Origin of the sequence: Pseudoalteromonas sp. 3D05, assembly GCF_002723455.1 — a bacterium.
GTDB lineage: Bacteria > Pseudomonadota > Gammaproteobacteria > Enterobacterales > Alteromonadaceae > Pseudoalteromonas.
In genome coordinates this window covers 78,674-102,539 of record NZ_PDUS01000001.1, presented here as the reverse complement: position 1 = coordinate 102,539, position 23,866 = coordinate 78,674, and the positions used below count along the sequence as shown (strand labels likewise).

General features: G+C 41.1%; 18 protein-coding genes and 1 pseudogene. 7 read left to right on the top strand and 12 right to left on the bottom strand.

Annotation, left to right across the window (positions count from 1 at the left end; genetic code table 11):
* Positions 1-206: 206 nt before the first annotated feature.
* The gene (locus tag CSC79_RS00455) at positions 207-2,060 is read right to left on the bottom strand and encodes a S8 family serine peptidase (protein ID WP_099292844.1); all 1,854 of its coding nucleotides are present in this window, start codon (positions 2,058-2,060) and stop codon (positions 207-209) included.
* Positions 2,061-2,495: 435 nt separating this feature from the next.
* Positions 2,496-4,766: a TonB-dependent receptor gene (locus CSC79_RS00450; RefSeq protein ID WP_099292842.1), complete on the bottom strand. Its 2,271-nt coding sequence runs from the start codon at positions 4,764-4,766 to the stop codon at positions 2,496-2,498.
* A 260-nt stretch (positions 4,767-5,026) separates the two neighbouring features.
* Here CSC79_RS00450 and CSC79_RS00445 point away from each other — a divergent pair, with 260 nt between their 5' ends.
* From CSC79_RS00445 to CSC79_RS00420, 6 genes are all read left to right on the top strand, one after another.
* A complete protein-coding gene (locus CSC79_RS00445) occupies positions 5,027-6,034 on the top strand; it encodes a substrate-binding domain-containing protein (protein WP_099292840.1) in 1,008 nt (335 codons plus the stop codon).
* 110 nt (positions 6,035-6,144) lie between these two features.
* Positions 6,145-7,389, top strand: a complete 1,245-nt coding sequence (locus CSC79_RS00440) for an MFS transporter (RefSeq protein WP_099292838.1) — start codon at positions 6,145-6,147, stop codon at positions 7,387-7,389.
* Positions 7,389-8,894, top strand: a complete 1,506-nt coding sequence (locus tag CSC79_RS00435) for a trehalase family glycosidase (protein ID WP_099292836.1) — start codon at positions 7,389-7,391, stop codon at positions 8,892-8,894. The genes CSC79_RS00440 and CSC79_RS00435 overlap by 1 nt, the downstream gene beginning before the upstream one ends.
* A gap of 463 nt (positions 8,895-9,357) precedes the next feature.
* Complete coding sequence (locus tag CSC79_RS00430) at positions 9,358-10,038, top strand: LuxR C-terminal-related transcriptional regulator (protein WP_099292834.1); 681 nt, start codon at positions 9,358-9,360, stop codon at positions 10,036-10,038.
* A 45-nt stretch (positions 10,039-10,083) separates the two neighbouring features.
* Positions 10,084-10,545, top strand: coding sequence for an HIT family protein (locus CSC79_RS00425; RefSeq protein ID WP_099292833.1), 462 nt, complete (start codon positions 10,084-10,086; stop codon positions 10,543-10,545).
* Between the two features lie 44 nt (positions 10,546-10,589).
* On the top strand, positions 10,590-10,961 hold the full coding sequence (locus tag CSC79_RS00420; RefSeq protein WP_099292832.1) for a hypothetical protein: 372 nt from the start codon (positions 10,590-10,592) through the stop codon (positions 10,959-10,961).
* Between the two features lie 6 nt (positions 10,962-10,967).
* On the opposite strand, the pseudogene CSC79_RS00415 reads toward CSC79_RS00420, so the two are convergent.
* The 6 genes and pseudogenes from CSC79_RS00415 to CSC79_RS00395 form a co-directional block, all read right to left on the bottom strand.
* Positions 10,968-11,308, bottom strand: a pseudogene (locus CSC79_RS00415) (DoxX-like family protein).
* A gap of 143 nt (positions 11,309-11,451) precedes the next feature.
* Positions 11,452-11,610: a hypothetical protein gene (locus CSC79_RS20025; RefSeq protein WP_180270362.1), complete on the bottom strand. Its 159-nt coding sequence runs from the start codon at positions 11,608-11,610 to the stop codon at positions 11,452-11,454.
* Between the two features lie 137 nt (positions 11,611-11,747).
* The gene (locus CSC79_RS00410) at positions 11,748-12,521 is read right to left on the bottom strand and encodes a CsgG/HfaB family protein (protein ID WP_099292830.1); all 774 of its coding nucleotides are present in this window, start codon (positions 12,519-12,521) and stop codon (positions 11,748-11,750) included.
* Positions 12,522-12,962 carry a curli assembly protein CsgF gene (locus tag CSC79_RS00405; protein WP_099292829.1) on the bottom strand — a complete coding sequence of 147 codons (441 nt, stop codon included), beginning with the start codon at positions 12,960-12,962 and terminating at the stop codon, positions 12,522-12,524.
* Entirely contained in the window at positions 12,952-13,350 is a 399-nt protein-coding gene (locus tag CSC79_RS00400; RefSeq protein ID WP_099292827.1) for a curli production assembly/transport protein CsgE, read from the bottom strand. The genes CSC79_RS00405 and CSC79_RS00400 overlap by 11 nt, the downstream gene beginning before the upstream one ends.
* Positions 13,351-13,392: 42 nt before the next feature.
* Entirely contained in the window at positions 13,393-14,907 is a 1,515-nt protein-coding gene (locus CSC79_RS00395; RefSeq protein WP_099292825.1) for a curlin, read from the bottom strand.
* A 572-nt stretch (positions 14,908-15,479) separates the two neighbouring features.
* On the opposite strand from CSC79_RS00395, the gene CSC79_RS00390 reads away from it, so the two are divergent.
* The gene (locus CSC79_RS00390; RefSeq protein ID WP_099292823.1) at positions 15,480-17,978 is read left to right on the top strand and encodes a S8 family serine peptidase; all 2,499 of its coding nucleotides are present in this window, start codon (positions 15,480-15,482) and stop codon (positions 17,976-17,978) included.
* Between the two features lie 53 nt (positions 17,979-18,031).
* Here CSC79_RS00390 and CSC79_RS00385 read toward each other — a convergent pair whose 3' ends face one another.
* The 4 genes from CSC79_RS00385 to CSC79_RS00370 all read right to left on the bottom strand — a co-directional run bounded on the left by CSC79_RS00385 (position 18,032) and on the right by CSC79_RS00370 (position 23,746).
* The gene (locus CSC79_RS00385; RefSeq protein WP_099292821.1) at positions 18,032-18,508 is read right to left on the bottom strand and encodes an ankyrin repeat domain-containing protein; all 477 of its coding nucleotides are present in this window, start codon (positions 18,506-18,508) and stop codon (positions 18,032-18,034) included.
* 107 nt (positions 18,509-18,615) lie between these two features.
* On the bottom strand, positions 18,616-20,154 hold the full coding sequence (locus CSC79_RS00380) for a catalase (protein ID WP_099292819.1): 1,539 nt from the start codon (positions 20,152-20,154) through the stop codon (positions 18,616-18,618).
* Between the two features lie 179 nt (positions 20,155-20,333).
* A complete protein-coding gene (locus CSC79_RS00375) occupies positions 20,334-21,284 on the bottom strand; it encodes a carbohydrate kinase (RefSeq protein ID WP_099292817.1) in 951 nt (316 codons plus the stop codon).
* A 65-nt stretch (positions 21,285-21,349) separates the two neighbouring features.
* Positions 21,350-23,746 carry a TonB-dependent receptor gene (locus tag CSC79_RS00370; protein ID WP_099292815.1) on the bottom strand — a complete coding sequence of 799 codons (2,397 nt, stop codon included), beginning with the start codon at positions 23,744-23,746 and terminating at the stop codon, positions 21,350-21,352.
* Between the last annotated feature and the right edge of the window lie 120 nt (positions 23,747-23,866).

Genomic DNA, 23,866 nt, shown 5'->3' with positions numbered 1-23,866 from the left:
GTGGCAGGAGAGTGGACGCTTTTTACTGAGGTGGTTTAGATATATAGCCAAATAAGGCCTATGAGAATAGGCCTTATTTGGCTAGGGTTTGTTTATCTTTTCGGATTGAAATTTGTTCTGTCTTGCCTAAATACCAAACAGACTGCTGTAAATTTAACCTTGAAAAGTAAACAGACCCTAGTGCATTTATTAACTGTTATTTGTAGTTAGTAAGATGCCACAATACTTGTACCTGAAAATGCTGTATACCCTCGTAAAGTTATGTAGTACTTGCCACCTTGTCCTGAATTTAAGCTACAGGTTTCATTGTTACCGTTTAGATAAGGGCGGCAGTCGAAATTATTCGTAGTCGGTTGAGCGCCTTTTCGAACATACAAGTCTGCATCGCCTGTGCCACCCGACATGCTGACATTCAATACAGCATTGGCTGGCACGTCAATGGTATAAACTAGCTCTTGGCTTTGTGAGCCAGCAAGTCCATTTATTGGTACGCCATTGGTGAGGCAGTTATTGCCACACGATGCATTACCATCATACGTGCCGGTTAAATTAGCTCCACTATATTGGCTGTATCCATTGAGCATAACCCACCAGTCACCCGCTTGCGGATTTGTGAATGAGCAACTTTCTGTGTTGCCATTTTTGTAAGGTCGGCAATTGTAGCTATTTATGGATGGTTTTTGCCCGACTTGAACATACATATCAGCATCACCTGAGCCACCATTCATATCAAAAGTGAGTGCAGAGCTACCAGCTGGCACAGTCAACTTATAAAATGTATTTGAACCTTGTGCACCTGACACGCTTACACTTTGCCCATTGGTTAATTCATTTTCGATGGGAGGCTCAATAACACCGCCATCTAATGTGTAGAGTAACTCATTTGGTGAGCCTGATTTGGCGTCAGAGACGGTGTTTTTTGTGCTGCGCTGGCTGAGTTTTGTGTCAATCTGGGATGGACTTAAACTAGGAGTCTCATCAAGGAATAATGCGACGGCTCCTGCCACATGTGGGGCAGCCATCGAAGTGCCACTTATTGTATTGGTTGCCGAATTTGAATTGTACCATGCAGATTTTATGCTAGATCCAGGTGCATATATATCTAAGCAATTTCCGTAGTTGGAAAAACTAGAACGACTGTCGCTACTTGTTGTGGAACCAACGGTTATTGCATTTGCGGCGCGTGCTGGTGAGTAATTACAAGCGTTTCTATTATCGTTACCCGCGGCCACCACAAAACTAATACCTGCTGCAACGGCGTTATTCACTGCGTCGTCTGTTGCCTGTGATGCCCCTCCGCCTAAGCTCATGTTTGCCACTGAAGGACCCGAGGCATTATTTTTTACCCAGTTAATACCTGCAATAACCCCTGAATTTGAACCAGAGCCGTTACAGCCTAATACACGTACACCAACTATATTTACATTTTTAGCGACCCCGTAAGCACTGCCTCCGATGGTACCTGCTACGTGTGTACCATGACCATTACAATCAGTTGCGTCAGCGTCATTGTCAATAAAATCATAGCCATGAGAAGCACGATTACCGAACTCATTATGACTTACACGGACACCCGTATCGATAACATAGGCTGTTACGCCAGAGCCATCAAAATCATAATAATAGTTTGAGTTCAAAGGGAGGGATTGTTGATCAATTCGGTCTAGACCCCATATAGCATTTGGCTGATTTGCGTTGGTTTGGGCAAGCGGTGCAACCGACATTATTTGATCTTGTTCAATGTATTCAATATTTGGGTTGCTAAGCATTTGTTGTACTTTTTGTGCAGATGCATTGATAACAACACCGTTTAACACGCCCCCAAACTCTTGAGCAATATCAACATTATAAAGGTTACTTAAACTTGCCGATTGTGTACTGGCAAAGTCAGCAATTGCATCACTACTTTGAGTGTTCAACACTGTGGGGGTTTTGAACACAACGATATATTTACCTTCAATGGCTCGGTTTGTGTCGACGCTCAGCAATTCAGCAGCATGAGTTTGGCCAGCAGATAAACCGATGAGTACAGCAAAACTTAGAGAACTTAATTTACGCATTACTTAATCCTTTTTGGATAGTTATTGTTTGAAACGCAATCCAAAAGATAGTTTGAAAGCACAATAAGTAAACATTAAATTAACAATTAATTAACTCAAATGTAAATATGTGTAAACAAATTTTTCTATTTTAGGGTTTTTTGTATTTATATTAAGTACGTAGCGAATACGTGTCATTGTCGGTATCCAAGTTTTTTGATTGTAGATATGTACGCAATTGATTCGATATATTTAACCTGAACTCTGGATAATACATCTATCGCCAGCGGCTGGAGACGAACAAATATATTTGTGATTTAATATCAGTACATTGTTATATCTCTTAAGCTGAGTTCAGGTTATTTAACTTTTAGTGACTAATAGTGTTCGTTTAAAAGCGCAATAAAAAAGCCGCTTATTTAAATCAAGCGGCTTTAAGCATTAATACAGGAGGGATTAAAACTCGTAACTCACACTAAAGCGCGTGGTGCGTGGCATAATGTAACGTCCATTTGATGCGTCTGCATTACGCGGATCGCCTTCGGTGATACCTTGCTCGTCAGTGACGTTATCAATTGCCACTTGCAACTTTATGCCTTCCATCGGTTCAAGAATAAAGCCCAGATCTAACTTTTCATAACCATCAAGTGTGACGGTGTTTTCGTTATTACCAAACCGATCATCAACCGCTGATAGCGTGCCATATAAAGTGGCATACATACCATCTAATTCAAAGTCATAGCTTGGTGTTACACGCATTTGCCATTTAGGTTGACGCTGACTTTGGTTACCTTTGTTGTCAGGGCTTTTGGTTATTTCGGTTTCTTGAATCGTTGAGTTTAAATTAACGGATAACCCAGATGCGTGATTATAGTTATAATCAAGTTCTACACCATAGGCTTCGTTGGTAAGAATCTCAGCGGGCACGCCTGGGCGACTTACAAATGTGTCGCCTTTAACTTCGTTGGTAAAAAATGTGGCGAAAAAGTCTGTGCTTTGCGTAATAAGTTTGTAACCAAACTCAGCTTGAGTCACTTCTTTTATCAGTTTTTCACCACCTTGATACGCGCCATAGTTATCACGGAAGTCATCAAAATAAGGCATTTTATAACCACGGTTAATGCGCGCAAATACACCCATGTCATCGTTAATGGAGTAGTTTAGACCTGTGGTCCATGATGTTTTGCTCTCATCGTATTGTACGGTTTTATCAATTGTGCCATCTAACCCTTCGTCAACACTGTATTGTAGATCATGGTTTTCATGGCGTAGGCCTCCATCTAAAGTAAGGGCTGAGGTGAGTTTATATTGTGCTGTGGTGTAAAACGCATTTGTGCGGGCATCACCTGTCGCATTAATATTGTAATTAAAGCCACACCCTTGGGTATCTGCATTACAGGCAATATCGTTGAGCATTTCGCCGCCAGCTTCTAGTACATGGTAAGCGATGTTACCTAAGCTCCACCAATCTTTTGCCGATGTGTTTGCCGTGTAGTAACCAAGCGCGAGTGATAAATCATCGAATTGTTTTGAAAAAGCCAAATCATTGGTGAATGAGTCTATTTCTTTGAGCACAACCCAGCGGCCCAGTTGTTGTACTGCTGTATTACTATTATAAACTTGACCTGTGGCAGCTCCACTGGCTGTTAGCCCATTATTCGCCACTTCGCCAAGCGTTGTTGCCGAGCCTGCGGGTACTAAACCAAATGTGTTGGCATCGCCCTTTGTCATATTAAAACGGTCTGAGAACGCCCAACCATTATCAAACTCAAGTTTTACACTGGCACCCGACACATGACCCTTCCAACCGCGACCATTACCAAGGTCAATTTGGTGGGCGTCATTGTCAGGACCTGTATAAATAGTTGCTTGGCGATTTAACGTGCCTAACTGTGTATAGCCTGCATCAATGCCGTCTATATTTAACGGCGTGGGTAAGTACCATGCGCCGTGATCATCCGTTTGACGGGTATAAAAACTCATTTCACCGTTATCAAGCATTTTGGTGATGTTAATTGTTAACTGGTTGCCTTTTTCAGACGTGAAACCAGCATCACGTATGCCCGGTGAGCTTTTTACATAGCCGCCCACCATAAAATAAAGATCGTCCGTAATTTCACCACTTATCATGCTATCAACACGTTGTAGGCCATAATCTGATGTGGTGTATTTGAAGAGCCCTTGGGTGTCTTCACTGCCGCGTTTTAAACGAAAATTGGTGGTTAACCCGGGTTGCCCATTAGACACAACTGGGTTTGGGCCGCCACGAAGTGCTTCCATTGTTTCAATGGTTTCATCGACTCTGAACAGCGATGAGTTTTCTAAAAAAGAGAGTGTTGGCGCAGGATAAATCGGCGACCCTTCAAGGCTTAGGGTTAAAAATGGCGCGTCGCCACCACCAGGGAAACCTCTTACAAACACATTGGCACCGGATTCACCCCCTGAGCTTTCTACCCACACACCGGGCACGGCTTTAAATAAATCAGCCGTACTCTTTGGCGATAATTTAATGATCTGCTCAGCATCAATATTTGTAACAGCGTAACTTGCGTCAATTTTTCGCACGCCCATGCCTGCGGGGGTACCAGAAACAATGATGCGCTCAACGTTTTTGTCAGTAGTGGCTGACTGATCATTATTGGTATTTTGTTGTGCATAAGCGTGTTGATTACTGAGCGCTAAAATAACAGCGCATGCCAGTATGCATGGTGTGTGTGTTGTTGTCATGTTGGTGTTCCTATTATTGTTCGTTATTTAATAAGTATATAAATAACAAAGCATTAACTGATTTTTGTACTGTGTTAATACTGAGTTCTTTTAAACCTTAGAACTTTATGCAAACGTTTGCAATTACTTTTTCATTGTTTTTGTATTATTTTTATACACAGTGATGTTTATTATAAAAATTAAAGCAGAGGTCGCAGCCTAAATTTAATAATAATGGTATATTGCCAACTCACAAGATAAGGAAGGTTCCGTACTTAGCAATGAATAATAAACAACTTAAGTTAGCAGACTTAGCTAAGCTCGCGGGGGTATCTACCTCGACAGTTTCTCGTGCGTTGAATGATAACCCATTGATAAAGAAGGAAACGAGAGATAAGTTAAAGCAGCTAGCAAAGCAACATAACTTTAGTTTAAATACCGCTGCTAGTCGTTTACGTACGCAAAAAACCAATGTTGTTGCCGTTATTATTAACTTTGACAGTGGCACTGAGCAGTCTATTAATGACCCTTTTTTATTGAAGGTTGTGGGGGAGATTAACCTCGCTTTAAATAAACAAGGCCTCGAGCTGTTGCTATCCAACTCCTTTATGGCCGGAGATGATTGGGCAAACTACTTTATCAATAGCCGCCGTGCTGATGGCATCATCGTCGTAGGGCAGGGAAAAGACCCTAGCAATATTGAAGCTGCAGCCGCCGCTGGCGTTCCACTAGTGGTATGGGGCGACCCTAAAACGCATTGTAATTACCCTGTTGTCGGCAGTGATAACTTTGTTGGCGGTCGCATTGCAACTGAGCATTTAATTACTGGTGGGGCGAAAAATATTGTGTTCTTGGGTGATCCTGCGCATGGCGAAATCGGCGAGCGCTACCGGGGGTATTTAGCTGCTATGAAAGCTGCTAACTATTCGCCAGACGTGGTGTCTATAGATATTACCAGTGGTGCAGCATACAAAGGAATTAACGCACTACTACTGAAAAATGGTTTATGCTTTGATGGTATTGTTGCATGCAGTGATATGGTGGCGCTGGGTGCAATGAAAGCGTTGAAAGAGCGTTATATAAGCATTCCAAACGATGTTGCATTAGTGGGTTTTGATGATATTGCCATGGCAGATATTAGTCACCCATCCCTTTCCAGTATCAAGCAAAATACGCAACTAGCGTCGGTTATTTTAGTCGAAAAATTACTGACACAACTGCAAGGGCAGCCTTCAGATTCACAAGTTATTGAAATAGAACTTATAAATCGCCAGTCAACGAAACCGTGATTTGCATCATAAACCCATAAAATGGGGGATCTAGTGGCCATAAAATGCAAACGTTTGCATTTTGTTTTTCACTACACTATGCTAAAAGAAACCAACATTAGGTAACACACATGAACCTTTTAAGAATAACCATAGGCTTGGCATGCAGCTACTTTGTGTTTGCAATATTGCTTAATAGCGTCGGCACTGTCATTTTACAAGCTATCAACAGTTTTGATATTACTAAAACACAAGCCTCTGTTTTAGAAGGTTATAAAGACTTATCAATCGCTGTTTTTTCGTTTGCTGTTGCATCGTTTATTCCCAGGGTGGGTTATAAATTTGCAATGCTAGTCGCCTTGGGCGCGGTGACACTAATATGTTTAGTGGTGCCATCTATTGCACAGTTTTATGTGTTCAAGCTTTTATTCGCTGTAATTGGTTGCAGCTTTGCAATTATGAAAATTTCGGTTTACTCAGTGATTGGGCAGGTTACTAACGATGCAAATAAGCACTCTGCGCTACTCAATACCATTGAAGGTATTTTTATGGTCGGCGTGTTGTCTGGTTATTGGGTGTTTTCAAGCTTTATCGGTAGCGGCAATAACTCAGGCGCATCGTGGTTAAATGTGTATTACCTTTTAGCTGGGCTAGTAGGCATTGCATTTATTAGTGTTCTTTTTTCACCAATTCAATCACCTCAAAAAGAAACACTGCCTAGTAGTCAATGGCGTGCTTTTTTAGACATGTTGGCACTTGCTTATAAACCTTTGGTGCTTATTTTTATTATTAGTGCATTTTTATATGTATTAATTGAGCAAGGCGTGGGCACTTGGTTGCCTACCTTTAACAACCAAGTACTTAAGTTGCCGGTTGATGTGAGTATACAGCTGGCGAGTATATTTGCCGGTGCGCTGGCAATAGGCCGGCTGGTGGCAGGGCAGTTACTGCGTTTTATTGGTTGGTATAGCTTGTTGATTGGTTGCTTAATCGCAATGGCTGGGCTTGTTCTTTTAGTGTTACCACTCACTCATAATATTGATGGCAGCCAAGTGCAGAGCGTGTTTGATGTGCCTTTTTCAGCCTATATGTTGCCATTGATTGGGTTTTTTATGGCTCCGCTTTATCCATTACTTAATTCAGTTATGTTGAGCGCTCTAGCGGCACACCAACAAGCAGCTATGACGGGATTAATCGTGGTTTTTTCAGCGCTTGGCGGGACAACGGGATCGATTCTAACAGGCTTTATCTTTGATAGATTTAGTGGTCAGCACGCATTTTATTTAACACTTGTGCCAATTTGCCTGTTGTTAGCGAGTGTGACTTTATTCAAAAAAATGACCCTAGACGTGAGCGTAAAGCAGGTGAAGCAGTGATGAATTTTTTACAGAGCCAATTGTTTTTAGATGTACAGTTAGCCGCAATATTTGATGATAGCAAAACATTTGCCGATGCAATTGCGAAGCAAAGTTGGCAAGCAGCTTGCGATCACTATTTACAAATCCGGCCGTTGAGTAAACAGCAGCTAACAGAGTTTGTTACACAGCACTTTACGCTTGAATCAACCGATATTGCGTTAGATGTATTACAAAGCCACAATGCGAAAACGTATATTGCTCAATTATGGCCTAAATTACATCGTCCTGCTGATGAAGTGAAAAGCAGCTCTTTGCTACCACTTAAGCACAGCTATATTGTGCCAGGTGGTCGGTTTCAAGAAATCTATTATTGGGACAGTTATTTTACGTCTCTGGGTTTACAAGACATTAATGACTTAGACAGCATTGAAGCAATGTTATCTAACTTTATTGATTTACAGACCCGTAATGGGTGTATTCCTAATGGAAATAGACTGTATTACAGCTCTCGTTCGCAGCCCCCAGTGATGGCATTAATGGTTGATTTACTGTGGCGCGATAAGTATTGCCATAAAGCTGATGTTAAATGGTTAGCCCGCTGTGTTGAAGCACTTGAAGAAGAATATGCATTTTGGATGTCTGGCAGTGATCTGTTATCAAAGCAGATATCCGCTCATAGGCGCATAGTACAGATGAAGTGCGGCGCACGTTTAAATCGCTATTGGGATGACGTTGCAAGTCCAAGGCCTGAATCATTACGTGAGGATTTAGAGGATGCAGCCGTTTTACCACAGTCGCAAAGGGCGCAGTATTATCAAAATATTAGGGCTGCGTGCGAATCTGGTTGGGATTTTAGTAGCCGTTGGCTGGCTGATTCTGACTCACTAAGCAGTATACAAACCACTGCTATCATCCCTGTTGATCTTAATAGCTTATTGTACAATCTTGAACATTTACTGGGTCATTACTGTCAGCTATTAGATTACAATGAAAAGCAACAGCAATATGAACAACACGCAGCTCAGCGTTTAGAGGCTATTAATCAATATTTGTATGATGAAGAATTAGGTTTTTATGTTGATTATAATTTTCAAAAAAACTGCCAATCACCTGTTTTATCGCTCGCGGGCGTAGTGCCGTTATTTGTTAAGTGCGCCAGTATCCAACAAGCACAACAGGTAAAAGCAACGATTATGTCCGATTTTTTAAAGGTGGGTGGGTTAGTGACTACGCTCAATGAGACCGCTCAACAGTGGGATAGCCCTAATGGTTGGGCACCATTACAGTGGTTTGCTGTAAAAGGATTGCAGCAATACAGTTTTGATGACGATGCGACGGAAATTATGACGCGTTGGTTAAGTACCATTGAAGTAGGGTTCTCTAAGGATGGTTGTTTACTTGAAAAATACGACGTGTGTAATGTAAATAACCGCGCCGGGGGAGGGGAATACACAGTCCAACAAGGGTTCGGGTGGACTAATGGCGTGACATCGCGTTTTTATCAGTTATTAAAAAAGCCTTAGGAGATTTTACTTTTCAAAGTTGAATTTTGATAGTTCTTTGGCGATTTAATGGGTTAGGCTTGTATATAGCGTTATTTTCTATAAAACGCTGAAGTTGGGTCATTAATCTTAAATAAATTTTGCAACTATTTTATAGAGATGAAAAGCGTTTAAGTGCTGTTCTTTACTTATTTGCTCGTTCAGGTACAAACCGTTTAATACAATTAACCACTGTAATAGTATTATTTCGACACCCCAAAATTTGAAGGTGGCTAAAAAAACATTATTAATTATTAGTTTATAAGTATTAATTTTGTTTTTTTTGTAATAATTAAAGATGATAATTGAAAGTTAAAGTACTTTAAACATCTAGACAGCTAAATTTGATAATGTATATATATATCAGTCAATTAAACTTTTATATATGTTGAATGTTGTATTTAAATTGGGTATTGTGAATAAAATATTTCAAGGAAGAAATGGCATGATGAAACCAAATTCTGTATATGTAAAAGCAACCGCAAAAACCCACAATTATGCTTACTTAATTAAGATTCTAGAGGCGTTTTTTGGCAAAGTGAAAATGGATAATAATTTGCCGCCTGTGGCGCAACGGTCTGAGTTTGATTTGTACTTAATCGATAGTATGGGAAGTAACTGGCAAGATTTGGTGCCCGCCGATTTAATTATGCTAGCGAAATTGCGCCCTGTTATTGTTTTTAACGCTAACCCTGATGTAACCTGTGAAAAAAACTTATTACTTAATAATTTTAAAGGTGTTTTTTATGAACATGACGCGCCTGAAAATGTATTTAAAGGGTTAGTTCGCATAATAAATGATGAGTTGTGGTTTAGCCGCAAAATTATTTCATCTACCTTCAATGAAATTCTCGCTATGGTTACGAATAGTGAACAGTCAACTACCCTCAATATCGATAGTACACACGGGCAACTAGTTAATTTAACTAAGCGTGAAAAATCAGTAATACACTTACTCGCCCAAGGCGCTAGTAATCATGATATTGCCGATCGATTAAATATCAGTGATCACACGGTGAAAACGCACTTGTATAGTGCATTTAAAAAAACCAGCTCACGTAATCGTATTGAACTTGCTAATTGGGCGCAGCGTTATATGGCTGTGAGATTACCTTTGCATAACTAAATAGGGTTATATACTCATATCAATTATGAATAATAAGGGTTAATAATGGAACAGTGCATATTTTGCGATATTGTTGCGGGAAATGAGCCTTGCCATAAAGTGTGGGAAGATAATGAACATTTGGCTTTTTTAACTATTTACCCAAATACCAAAGGGGCAACGGTGGTCATTCCTAAGCAGCACCATTCAAGTTATGCCTTTGCACAATCGGATCAAGTACTTGAAAAATTGATAGTCGCAACCAAAAAAGTAGCGCTTATTTTAGACTCTGCATTGGATGGAGTAGGGCGAACCGGGATGTTTTTAGAGGGATTCGAAATTGATCATTTGCATAGTAAGTTATCACCAATGCATGGTACGGGTAATGGGTCTGACTTTCATCATATAGAGCCGACGTTTGGGCCTTTTATAGAAAAGTATCAAGGGTATTTATCATCTCATGACTGCGAGAGAGCGGACGATAGTGATCTTGCCGCTTTAGCTGAGGTATTAAGAGCGCACGCGTGACGTTTTAAATGATGAGACTATTTTGACCTGACTTAGGGAGCACCATGTTAGAGGCTGCAGCACTTTTATTAGTATTTTGCGGAATAGTTCACTCATACTTGGGTGAACGGTATATCTTGATCCGCTTATTTAAGCGCGACAATTTACCAAAATTACTTGGCAGTGATTGGTTTACAAAGCGTGTATTACGGTTTGCTTGGCACTTAACTACTATTGCGTGGTGGGGCTTTGCAGCGATCATCTACTTTATACTGTACCCCAGCGGTAATTACAGCATCGATATTCTGCATGTTATTGCTGTAGTGTTTATCCTAAGTGGCATTATGTCGCTGACGTTTACACGAGGTAAACACTTGTCTTGGTTATTCTTTTTCTGCATTGCAGGGTTATGTATTGCTGTTGGTAATAACTACTAACAGCGGTTATTTTGCAAGTTCGCTATTGGGCTGAGTCTTTAGGTTATTTAATAGCACTAAGCTTAGGCCAATAATTGGCAAGTTAGTTGTTACTGGATTAAATGCTTCAATTAAAAGTTGTGGTTGTAGCGCAACAACAAAGAGTAATAAGCCAATCAATGCCATGATATTTAAAACAATGATTACTTTTGATTGGTAATTTACAAGGCAAAGATAACCTCACCCACCCCCGCCGATTTAGTGATTAGGTAAGACAGTGATTCTGAGAAGCCAAGGCTTGCCGTCATCAGCTTTTCAAGTGGGGCAATATGAACTAACTTTGGGAATAGGCCGTGATATATACCCAAACCACCTCAAGATACAGAATTCAGCGTTTCACAGGGGCTTAATATCAAGGCGTTACTTTGCAAGAATGGCATTCCCTTTTAAGAAGGAACAACGATGAGAGTAAGTGCCTGTGAAGCGCCCAAGGGGTTGGTTTAAAAGCGATTTATACTGCGTTATTGATTTTAACAATAGAACCACTATTACTTGCAATCAATGCCTTGCCTAAATCGCTTTTAATTCCAACTGAAACTCGCATCTTGAGGTGGTTTGGGTATAACCAGATAAAACTAATGATATATCGAGCAATTTGGACTGATGGCATATACTTTCCTTTGTAAAAGCAGTTAATTGGTGCACACAGAAGTATACAGCCTTAGTAACAGGTTTAATTCTTTGATCTGAACTCTCTAATCAAGGGGAATGAGAGAGCTTAGGTTATTACTAAGGCTGTACTGGGGATTAACCTCGTTTGGTTGCCCATATGCCTTTGTCGATGCCTTTGATAACCAAGTCACTAAGGGCTTTTTCAATTGCTTGTGTTACGCAAATACTCATTGGTTCGTTATCACTAAAACCTGCTTCGGCTTCAGCCAAGCGTTTGTAGCTTACATAACGAAAAAAGCCTGCTCGCATTTCTTGGCTGAGCACTTTTTTACTGGTAGCAACAGAGAGCAGCACCTGGCCGGTACGAACATCAACGGCACGTAAATAAATCGAGATTGCATCTTCACGATACAGCTCTGACGCACCAATACCAAAGTATTCCATACCAAAACCACCGGTTTTGACATTGGTGTCGTAGCTGATAATACCGCCCTCTAAGATAATTTTAGCGGTTGTTAAAGGCGGCAACTCAATGGCGTTAGCTTGGTCAGCTTGCGATGCGCGAATTATTTTTCTCTCAGTTAAGATATTTTGCAGCCCTTCACGTTCAACAGGTAAAAACCAATCTGATTCATGCAATGCTTGCATTAATATAGAGTTAGCCCCTTGGGTAACCGCAGTTGAAAATGAACTAACATTCCCTTGCGGTTTATACTGACCTGTTTGGTCTCTAAATGAATAAACAGATACAGCAATACTGCCCGCAGGCATTGGTAGTTGCTGTAATGATTTAAATGTTTCTGATGGTACTAAACTTGTTGCGTGTTGTTGGCTTGGTGGGATCAAATTGCCCATATTACTACATGCACTTATACTCAAAACTAACATGACGATGAATATATATTTCATTTAACTAAACCTCGGTACTTCGATGACGACAATGCTACCGTCAGTCGTATTGGTAATGCGTACTGTGATTGAGTCTACAGTGCTGGTGATCACTTGTATTTCATAATCACCGCTTAAAAATATGGAGTCTTGATTAAAAATGCTCTCATCAATTTCTTCGCCAAAAGCGATGTCTGTGATCTCTCTAACCATACGGTTTAAATATGTTCGCTCTAAAGAGTCTTGAAATTTTTCTGCGTAACTTTGTTCGATAATGGGGGCTTTGTGTTTGTTTTGTGATTGTGCTTTATTTAAAAGCATGTTCGCGTTAAGGGGGCTACCACCAAAACTTGGATTTATTGGAGTATAAACTAGCTCTGTTGCTGATGATGTAAACGAGAAAAACGTAATTATAATTGTTGTTAAGTATTTCATAGAGTGGGGAGTCATTTTACCATCCATTTTTTGCCATATCGGGTGATGCTTTATGTAAATTTGAACGTGCCATTGCATCCATGACACTATAAAGAGCCTGCTCAACACGCTCATTTAGAGGCTCTAGACGTCGACCTAAATAAGTGATGTACACTATTTGGTTATTCATCAATAATGTGAGTTGGGTGCCGGCACGTGGTAGAACTGTTTCTTTTATTTCAATGTTAAACCCGGCCGTAGTTGGTAAATCGCGCCAAAGGTTCGAAAACTCAAAATAAAATTGATGTCCAAAGCGACTAATACTGCGGTCGAGCACGAGTCCGTCAAGTTCTAAATGCTCGCTACCTTTTGAGTTATAACTAAAAGTTAAAAACCACAGTGTGCTGAGTAACAGTAGAAAAGATTTAACAGTCATGTTGCTAAGTGAGGGCACACATTTAGCATGCCCCCAGTCTCCTTACTCTTGAGTAACCGTAGCAGTGTTGTAATCACCAACTTGGGTGATCACGACAGAGCTGTTTGAACCTGTTATATAACCCTCTACCAAGTTACCGTTACCAACTTGTGATACCGCCAGGTTTACACTATCCCCAGCAACCACAAACGCACCGCCGCCGATACCAGCAACCATGTTCATATCACCTTGCTGAGAAATATCAATCGAATGATTACTGCCTTCCATCATCAAATCAATCGCATTTAGGCTGCCATCTTGAACAAAATCTACCGAATTATTGTTGCTATCAACTACGCTTGAGAAGGTAATAACGGCTTCGTTTTCATTGCCTGATTGATTAAAACTAATATCATTTTGATTTGAGGTAAGTGATGTATCAGGATATGACGACTGTATTAAAGCGGTATTCATATCGCCGGCTTGTACTAGGTTTACGTCATTATTCTCACCGTTAAAATTAGCAATATGGGCGCTATTTTCATTACCAATCTGGTTACTTAAAAACTCATTATTAGCACCAATAACACCTAAATATGTTTCGTTGCTGGTGCCATTTTGCATTACAGTTAGCTCATTATCGTCACCAACTACATCACCGGACACTTGGTTATTGTCTTGTATTTGAGTCACAGAAAGTTCGTTGTTATTGCCGCTAAACAGCTCTGAAGAGAAGGCGTTATTATTTCCTTCTTGATCAACTTCTAGCGTATTGCCATTGCCTTCAATTGTTGCGATTGTAACTGTATTTGAGTCACCTGCTTGCTCAACTTCGAGCGTGTTTTCATCGCCACGGATAGACTCTACTGTTGTGCCATTGAAGTTGCCTTCTTGGTCAATAACTAGCTCGTTCTCATTACCCGATAGCTCTGAAACAGTAAGCGCATTGAATAACCCGTTTTGTGTTACTTCAATAGTGTTTTCATCGCCACTGATTGCATTGAGCGTTGCTTCGTTTAAAAGGCCTGCTTGCGAGGATGAGATTGTATTGCTGTTACCTTGTAGATCAAAATTATAAAACCAGTGGCCACCATCCTGTTGCACTACTTCAATCGTATTTGCATCTCCTTGCAAAGTATTAATTACTTCATTATTGATGCCAAAAAATCCTGCACCATTTTGCTCGATAGTCGCCGAGTTTTCATCGCCAGTAATCTCAGTTATTGCGCCATTCCACTCGCCATCTTGACTAAGTTGTAATGCATTGTTGTCCCCACTTGTGTTTGATATAGACAGGTTTTGATTTTGTTTTTGATCAATTTCCGTGTTGTTTCCATCTCCATTAACAGTGACAGTTGCACTTAACCCATCACCTTGTTGACTCACCAGAACATCATTACCTAACCCTTGTAATGATGTTTGCTCAATGGCTAGGGAGTTACCTGTTGCAGTGGTTGAAACTTGACTTACAAGTACAGAGCTTGATTGTTTTTTATTATCGATGTTTGCGTTAGCTGCAAAGGTGGTAGACAGTGCTAAAGTGATCGCACATGTTATTAGGGATTTTTTTAACGTCATGATTTTTCCTTAACTTATAATTATTTAAATCATCGCCAGAACTCTGATGATTAATATGATTTTCGGCATGCCTTGCCGAATAAGTTTTTGTGATTTCAAACGCTGTAACTAAACAGATTCAAAAATAAGTAAAGCCTTGGTTAATCCTGGTAGGGGTAAGTAATTAACTGCTTACTTACAAACCAGTATTAACAGATTAATCACTGTATTGGTTTAATTAAGGGACTTGTATCATCTTTTTTTAGGGTTTTTATTATTTATATAAATCATTGAGTTACGCAGTTGTTGCAAAAATGTTAATTGATTTTGAGGTGTACCTAGTAAAAAAACACTGATTTTCACATGCTGTCAAAACATACCTAATCTCATAAAAATGAATGTTTTATAGTATGGTTTCGCTTCAAAACTGGTGTTAAAGAATGGTTTTTAGTTGTTGTAGTAAATTTTTCTTGAGTGTGTTTAATTTTGACGTCATTTATAAGCCTTGCCACGTGATTTATTCAAAAGTAGTGAAGTAAACATGGCCTCGCATAATTATGCAGGCTAAAAAACTTTAACTATGGAATTTAAAAATGAAAACTAAACTATCTATTTTGAGCTTAGCTATTTTGCCGTGTCTAGCTGCAGCTCAGGTCACACCAAGCGTTGATCAAGGTGTGCGAGCAAGCGACAATACTCTTTTGGTTATGTATAAAAAAGGAGTATCAGCACAGATGCGATTGCATGCGCGTAGCTTAGTAAAAGCCACCGTAAGCGATCTAAACAAAGATGAAGTTGATGACAATTACGCAGCTATCTTATCAGGGCGTCTTGCCAAGTTCGAAGTTGCTGGGATGAGCACTAAAGAAGCTATTAAGCTATTACAAAATCACTCAGCTATTAAATATGTTGAACCAGACTATCAAGTGAGTATTGCTAACACGCCAAATGATCCAGATTTTTCAGCGCTTTGGGGATTACATAATGAAGGCCAATCTGGTGGTACCGCGGATGCAGACATAGATGCACTAGAAGCATGGTCTATCTCAACCGGTGGTACTGATGTGGTCGTCGGTGTTATTGATACCGGTGTTGATCACAGCCATATCGACCTTGCTGCAAATATGTGGGTAAACCCAAATGAAATTGCTGGTGATGGTATCGATAATGATGGAAATGGTTACATTGATGATGTGCACGGGATTAATGCGATTACAGATTCAGGCGATCCGATGGATGATCAAGGCCATGGCACGCATGTATCTGGAACAATCGGTGCAGCAGGCAATAACAATACTGGCATAGTCGGTGTTAACCATGAAGCGGCAATTGTCGGCTGTAAGTTTTTAACAGCTGCGGGTACTGGGTCTACATCCGATGCAATTAAGTGTATTGATTACATGGTTGGTTTAAAAAACGATGGCGTGAATGTGCGTGTACTTAATAACAGTTGGGGCGGTGGAGGTTTTAGTCAAGCACTAGCAGATGCAATTACTGCCAGTGAGCAAGCGGATATTTTGTTTGTCGCAGCAGCGGGTAATGATGCAGTAGATAACGATCAAAATCCTCATTATCCATCTAACTATGAGCATGAAAGTGTGTTATCTGTTGCCAGTACTGATCGTAACGATAACATGTCTGATTTTTCTCAGTGGGGTGCAACCAGTGTTGATTTAGGTGCACCAGGCTCGGCTATTTTATCTACAGTACCGGGCAATGGCTATGCGAGTTACTCAGGTACATCTATGGCAACGCCACATGTTGCAGGTGCAGCCGCTTTAGTGCTGTCTATTAACCCTGATCTTACAACCAATGAGCTAAAGCAGTTACTGATGGATAGCGGTGATGATAATGCTCAGTTGCAAGGTAAAACAGTGTCAGGTAAGCGTTTAAATGTAAACCAAGCGTTAGAGCAAGCCGATCCTACGCCTAGTTTTAAGTTATCGGTATCACCGAGCTCGCAACAAATTACAGCGGGAGACACCGCTACCTATACGTTTGAAATTGGCTCGATTGCACAGTGGGATGGGGTGGTTGACCTTGAGCTTATTGGCGATTTAGCTGGAGCAAGTTTGTCTACAACGACAGGAATACCAGGCGATTCAGTTGTGCTTACAGTCCCTACTCAAGAGTCGACTCAATGGGGAAGTTATCGCTTTACGGTCAATGCAACATCAGGTGAATTAGCCAAGCAAAAGTCGGTTGGTTTACTGGTTAATCCTGTTGGTTTGAATGACTTTACCTACAGTAACGACACATCTGTTGATATTCCTGATAGTAATGTTGATGGGATAGATTCTGTTATCACTATAAATGATCCATTAACGGTGTTTGCAACGCAGGCAAGTATTGATATTACTCATACTTATATTGGTGATTTAATTGTGACCTTAACGTCACCTGCTGGTACAAGTTCGACATTACACAGCCAGTCGGGTGGTGGGGCAGATGATATCGTGCAAAGTTATTCACTTGCTGACTTCAATGGTGAAGTAGCAACAGGTGATTGGACTCTCCATGTTGAAGACACGCTTTCAGCAGACACGGGCACATTGAACAATTGGTCTATTACTTTGAGTGCTATTGGTGAAGTTAGTCCTCAACCACCACAAGCGGGTTTTGATTTTGCACCGCAAGGCTTATCAGTAAACTTTACTGATACAAGCAGCGATGCAAATAATGATATTTCGCAGTGGAGTTGGGACTTTGGTGACGGTGCTACATCAACGGATGCAAACCCGATGCATGCCTACGCTATGGCTGGCAGTTATGAAGTAACACTGAGCGTAACTGATAGCGAAGGAAACACAGACACTACGACTCAAACTGTTGTAGTGAGCGATGTGCAAATAGAACTTAACTTAAAACGTGCGAATAAAACGCGTTTGAACACAATGCGTGTAGATCTTAGCTGGGCCCAAGTGGGGGCAGATTCTTTAAATGTTTACCGCAATGGTGAGCTTATTGGATCTACTTCAGATACAGGGCGCTATCGTGATTTCACACGCGGTGCTACATTAGATTCATATGATTATCAACTGTGTGTTACTGAAAATGTATGTTCAAATACTGTCACAGTTACGTTCGAATAAACTAGTTAAACCTTAATCCCTAACAAAGCCCTGTCACTCCCCTGCAGGGCTTTTTATTGCTTTGGTTTTATTGAGTCTAACAATGCAAGTACTTTATCTTGACCAAAGGTGCGTGCAAATTGCTCAGCTGTTTGGCCAGCTTTGTTTGTGTGCTCTGTATCGCAATCAAGGCTAACGAGGGTTTTAGCAATACTGAATTCCCCCCTAAAAATAGCCGCCATCAGTGCGGTGTTACCACGGTTATCCTCAAGGCAGGCATTTGCGCCTAAATTTAGTAGCGAATCCACTGTGCTTTCATTGCCATGGTAGGTTGCTATCATTAGTGCGGTGTAGCCTTTGTTGTTATAGCTATCAACAGGAATACCCGCTGTGACAAATTGCTTAATAACTTGCTCATTACCCGTTCGGGCTGCCGCGAAATAATAGGCAAACAGACTCTCATACTGTGATTGGGTATCGGTGCGTGCTGGCTCAACCGCAACTGAATTAACACTAAAAACAGTGGCAAGCATAATAAATAGTTTACGCATCAGTGTGTCCTTTAAAAAAGAGGAAAGCCCAGGGGCTGTTGGCCTTCAAAGGTCAACAGACTCTCACCTTCCTCATCAAGGTTGGAAAAGTTAAATTACGTTAATCGTTAAAGCTTTGCCGCCAATTGCTTAACCATTTTAATATCACCGTTTACGGCTTTGGTTAAACGGGTGCCGTATTCGCTATCGGCTTTGTAAAAATGGCTGAGCATTTTGTGTTTCACATCGCTGTTTTGTACTTTGCCTAAATCACCAGCTAGGTTATTGATGAGGTTAGTACGCTCTTGCTTACTAAAGCCACGATATAACACGCCAGCTTGAGCAAAGTTCTGCTGCTTTTTGATAGCGGCTTGTTGTACGTAGCCTTGAAGCTTTGTTTGGCTCCTACGTGCGATAGGGTTTTCTGCCACGTTTTCGTCACTCGGTTGGTAGTTCACGTTGCTCGTGGTGTTACCGTAATTCATTGCGCCGTCTTGGTTGTAATTTACAACATCCACTTTTGCGCGGTTAATTGGCAGTTGCTGGTGGTTTGCACCTAAACGATACATTTGGGTATCAGAGTAAGAAAATACACGTCCTTGCAGTAAGCGGTCTTCCGATGGCTCAATACCCGGAATAATGTTAGCTGGTGCCATTGCCACTTGTTCAGTTGCTTGGAAGAAGTTAGTTGGCATACGATTTAATGTCATAGTGCCGACTTTTGTTTCCTTAACGTTTAACCACATTTTTGTTGCATCAAGTGGGTTGTAATCAAAATCATCAAGCTGCGAAGGTTCAAGAGTCTTGATATACAGATCCCATTTTGGGTAGTTACCTTTACCAATTTCGGCATATAGATCACGAGTCAGGTGCTGAAAGTCCTGGCTTTGCACTTTTGCGACTTCTTTACCATCTAGATTATCAATTCCTTGTTGACTTACCCAATGAAACTTAACGTATTTTACATCGCCTGACTTATTGATCATTTTGTATGCATGCACGCCCCAGCCATCCATTTTACGAAGGCTTGCAGGTGTACCGTAGTCACTGTAAACCCACGTCAGCATATGTGTTGAACCCGGTTCATAAGAGAAAAAGTCAAAAAAGCGATTCGGATCTTGAATATTATCAACCGGTGATGGCTTTAATGAATGCACCATGTCTGGGAATTTTATTGCATCACGAATAAAGAACACCGGTAGGTTGTTACCCACTAAATCCCAGTTACCTTCATCAGTGTAAAACCTGGTCGCAAACCCACGTGGGTCGCGTAGCGTTTCAGGGCTACCTTTAGAGTGAATAACCGATGAGAAGCGCACGAACACGTCGGTCTCTTTACCTGCTTCACTGAAGGGGGCAGCAATCGTTAAATCGTCTAACTCTTTTGCAGCAACAAATACCCCATGGGCACCAGTACCTCGGGCATGAACTACGCGTTCAGGTATACGTTCACGAGCAAAACGTTGCAGTTTTTGAATTAACTGTACGTCTTCAAGTAATACGCTGCCGTGTTCACCGGCGGTGATAGAGTTTTGATTATCGCCAACTGGCGCACCGTTGTCTTTGGTTAATGTTGTGCTGGCACTTGTTGGAAGCGCAATGGCTAAAGCAAGTGCACTCAGTGTTAGTGCTGGTTTATTTTTAATTTTGTTTAATTGAGTATTCATAGTCGACCTCATGTATTTTTAGCGCTTGCGCCTCGCAAGCTTTTTAACTGAGCTCAGTGTATGTAATGAACGTTGTTCGGTAAAATTGATTGTTTAGATTGGTGTGATTTGTATTTTGAATGTATAACTACGAAGGTTGTGTAATTAAAAAGGCCTCATCAGGCCTTTTTAGGTAAAACTTAGTCGATTAAAGTCTGCTTAGAGGGTAATGCAGGGAAAGCGCCTTTGATTAAACAGGCTTTCGAGCCACATTTAAGGCCAAAACTCAGCGCTTCTTTCACATAGTGACTGTGGTTTAACTTTTCAGTTAATTCAACTGCTGTATGGGCATGGTTTAAGTGATAGAGCACGCCGGCAATAAAGGCATCGCCTGCGCAAGTTGTATCAACTGGCTTAATTTGGGGGGCCGGTTGTTCGATAACGAATGTTTGATGATAGACTTTAGCTGGGTTAGCACCGTCAGTTAAAAACACTAAGGTGACGCATTCATCTAACAGTAACTGAGTGTATTCTAATGGCGAAATAGCAGCTTGCTTGGCTAAAAACGTTAATTCCTCATTAGACAATTTAACAACATCGCAAAAACGGTAACAAGCAAACACACGATCTGCTATATCAGCAGTGTCTGACCACAAACTGTAGCGTAAATTAACATCAAAACTCACTAATATGTTATTGGTATTAGCGGCCTGTAATGCGCTCAATGTCGTCGTGTTAATATTGCTGTGAGTCAATGTGTTAGAACAAAAATGAAATGTACTCAATGCTGACCAATTTATTTTATCAATATGTGCTTTAGTTACTAACAAGTCCGCAGTGTTATGACGATAAAAATTAAAACTGCGTTCACCCACTTCGTCCAGGCTGACGATAACAAGCGCTGTTTGTGCCTTCTCGATGGTAAACAAATACTCGGTATCGACTTGATAATGATCGAGTGAGCGTCGCAATTGACGTGCAAAATGATCATCGCCCATGCCACCACAAAAATAAGCGTTACCGCCTAATTTTTGATACCCAACAGCGACATTTGCAGGTGCTCCGCCAGCGATAGGTGCGTAGGCACTATTGTCATTATCAACCGGCAGCATATCTATCAGTAGTTCGCCAAAGCTCAATAATTTTTTCATGTGTTAAAACCTTAAAAAGCCCAGCAAAATAGCTGGGCACTCAACAAGGGAGAGAGAGTATTCGTTTAGTTAAATAAATACTTTAACGTTAATGACGTTGTACGACCATTGATGGCGCGGGCACGAATAATATTATTATCTGGCACGCTGCCTTCCTCAGCTTCAGTAATTCCAACAGTATCGAACAGATTGTTTACGTTCAAAGCAAGGTTAAGGTTTTCAGTTAGATCGTAGCTTACAAAGCCATTGACCTGCGTGTAGCCGTCAAATTTAAGATCATTATTATCCTGAGCATAGGCGTCAGTGGTGCCAATAAAGCTCATGCCAGCAGAACCTTTGCTAAAGTTGTAACGGGCCATCAATGAATAAATAAAGTCAGCTTGACGGCGTGGTGTATTACCCACAACTTCAGGTGTTAGCGCATCTTTTGCAATTTCAGCATCGGTCCACGTAAAGTTACCGCGAAAATCCCACGCATCTAAAAAGTAGGTGGATTCAAGCTCAATCCCTTTTGCTTCGTATTCACGATCAAAGAACTTTTGTGATGTTGCTTCAAAGTTTTGCTCTTCTGTTTCAGCATAGAATGCGGTTGCGAATACTGAGAGTGAATCAAAGCGCTTTTTAACACCAAACTCGTATTGGTTTACCTCATCAACGGCGTCTTCATCAGCAACAGAGCCATCTGCTTGAACTTTACCAAACAATAAGCGGTCAGCATTGGCGCGGCCACCTTGGCTAATACGTGCAAATGCAGCAAGACTTGAGTCAATTTGATAATTAGCGCCGACAGAGTAAGAAGTGTAGCTCCAGTCGTAATCAACTATACTAGGGTTACTGATATCAATACCGGCAACATTTTGTTCTGGGATTGAAATCGCTCCATCACGATTCATATCAACGGTTGATGTTACAGCGCCAGCATAAGTACCTCGTGCTTCACCACTGTCATAACGAGCACTGGCATCAATGCTTACATCACCAAGCTTGGTTGAAAAGGCAACATAAGGTGCGCGGGTTTCGTAATCAGTGTCGTAGTTACGTTGGCAGCAATTACCCCAAAAAGGAGTGCCATAGGCATATAATCCGCTATCAGAATAGCTGTCGCCATTTTGTGCAAAAACATCAAGGAGCGCTGCATTATCGCCTTTTAGCTCCATAAGGTATGAGTTCCAAAGCCACGACATACTAATTGTTTGGCTCGATGCATAATAGCCAAGGGTTACACTGGTATCGTCGCTGAGCTCTTTGGTTAGTTTTAAGTCATTAACGATTGAGCCAAAGTCATTCATGGTGACATCGAAGGTATGAATACGCATAGCAAGGTCGTCTGTAAAGGCTTGCCCTTTTGAACCGCCCGTTGCGTAGTTTAATGTTGCGCCACTGCCCGCAATACTTGCGGCAATATCACCTGCGTTACCAACTTCTGCAGGGATCAAAGAAGTAAAGTTACCGCTAACGGATGATTTTCTGAAGCGGTTTTCAATACGCCAATCGTTGTCTAAATCAAACACGGCTTCAAAGCCAACTGCGTCGACTTGCGGGTTCATACCGTTGCGCATATCACCGCGGCTAATTTGGTTATTACCATCTAAGCGAGTGGTAGATAGAAACTGTGCTGAATGTGGCGTGTCTGTTTGTGCATCGAACCCTTTAATTGAGCTACCATCAGCGTACATTGGCATTGGTAAGTAGCCAATGCTTTGGTCGTCTAAATGCTTGTAATAAAGGCGAACATAGCCTGAATCAAATTCTTTTGTCAGGTTTGCTTTGATTTGACCGCCTTTGTTAGCGGTATAACCCGCTTCACGAGGGCCTTCACCTTGACGAATAAAACCGCCTACATGAAAGCGCACACTGTCGTTTAAGTAAGTACCGTATTCAAAATCAGTTCGTAACGAGTCATAATCAAGTCCAATTGTGGTCGCAACAGAGCCAGACTCTTCTTCACCTGTTTTTGAAATAATATTAATAATACCGCCAGGGGCATCACTGGCCGCGGTAGAAGCTGACCCGCCACGAATTGACTCCACCGTTTGTACTGTGCTGTCTAATCGCATAAAAATGTCGGCGTTACCAAATGCAACATCGCCAAACTGCATAATAGGAAGGCCATCTTCTTGGAGTTGTAAAAATTTTGCGCCCCCAGAGGCAACAGGTAAACCACGAACAGCAATATTTGCATTGCCTTCACCACCGGTCGATTCTGAACGAACACCCGGAATGATTCTAAAGGCTTCTGCTGTTGAACGAGGAGTTGCAACTTGAATCTCATTCAAAGAAACACTGCTAACTGAAACGCTTGAAGCCATGATAGTAGTGCGTCTTGGTACACCGGTTACGACAATGGTTTCAAGGCCTTTTTTAGCTTCGGTCTCTTGCTGTGCTTCTTGCGCATATAAACCTTGGCTCACAGCTAAAGCAAGTGTGCTTAGTAAATAAAGTGTTGTGTTGTGTGTTGTCATAATATGCCTCGTTGATTACTGACCCAATGGGTTTGTTATTTTTACTTAATCGATTAAGTAAAAATAACAAAGATTTTACATTAAGCAACTTATTTTTGTATTTAAATGTTTGTTTTTTAC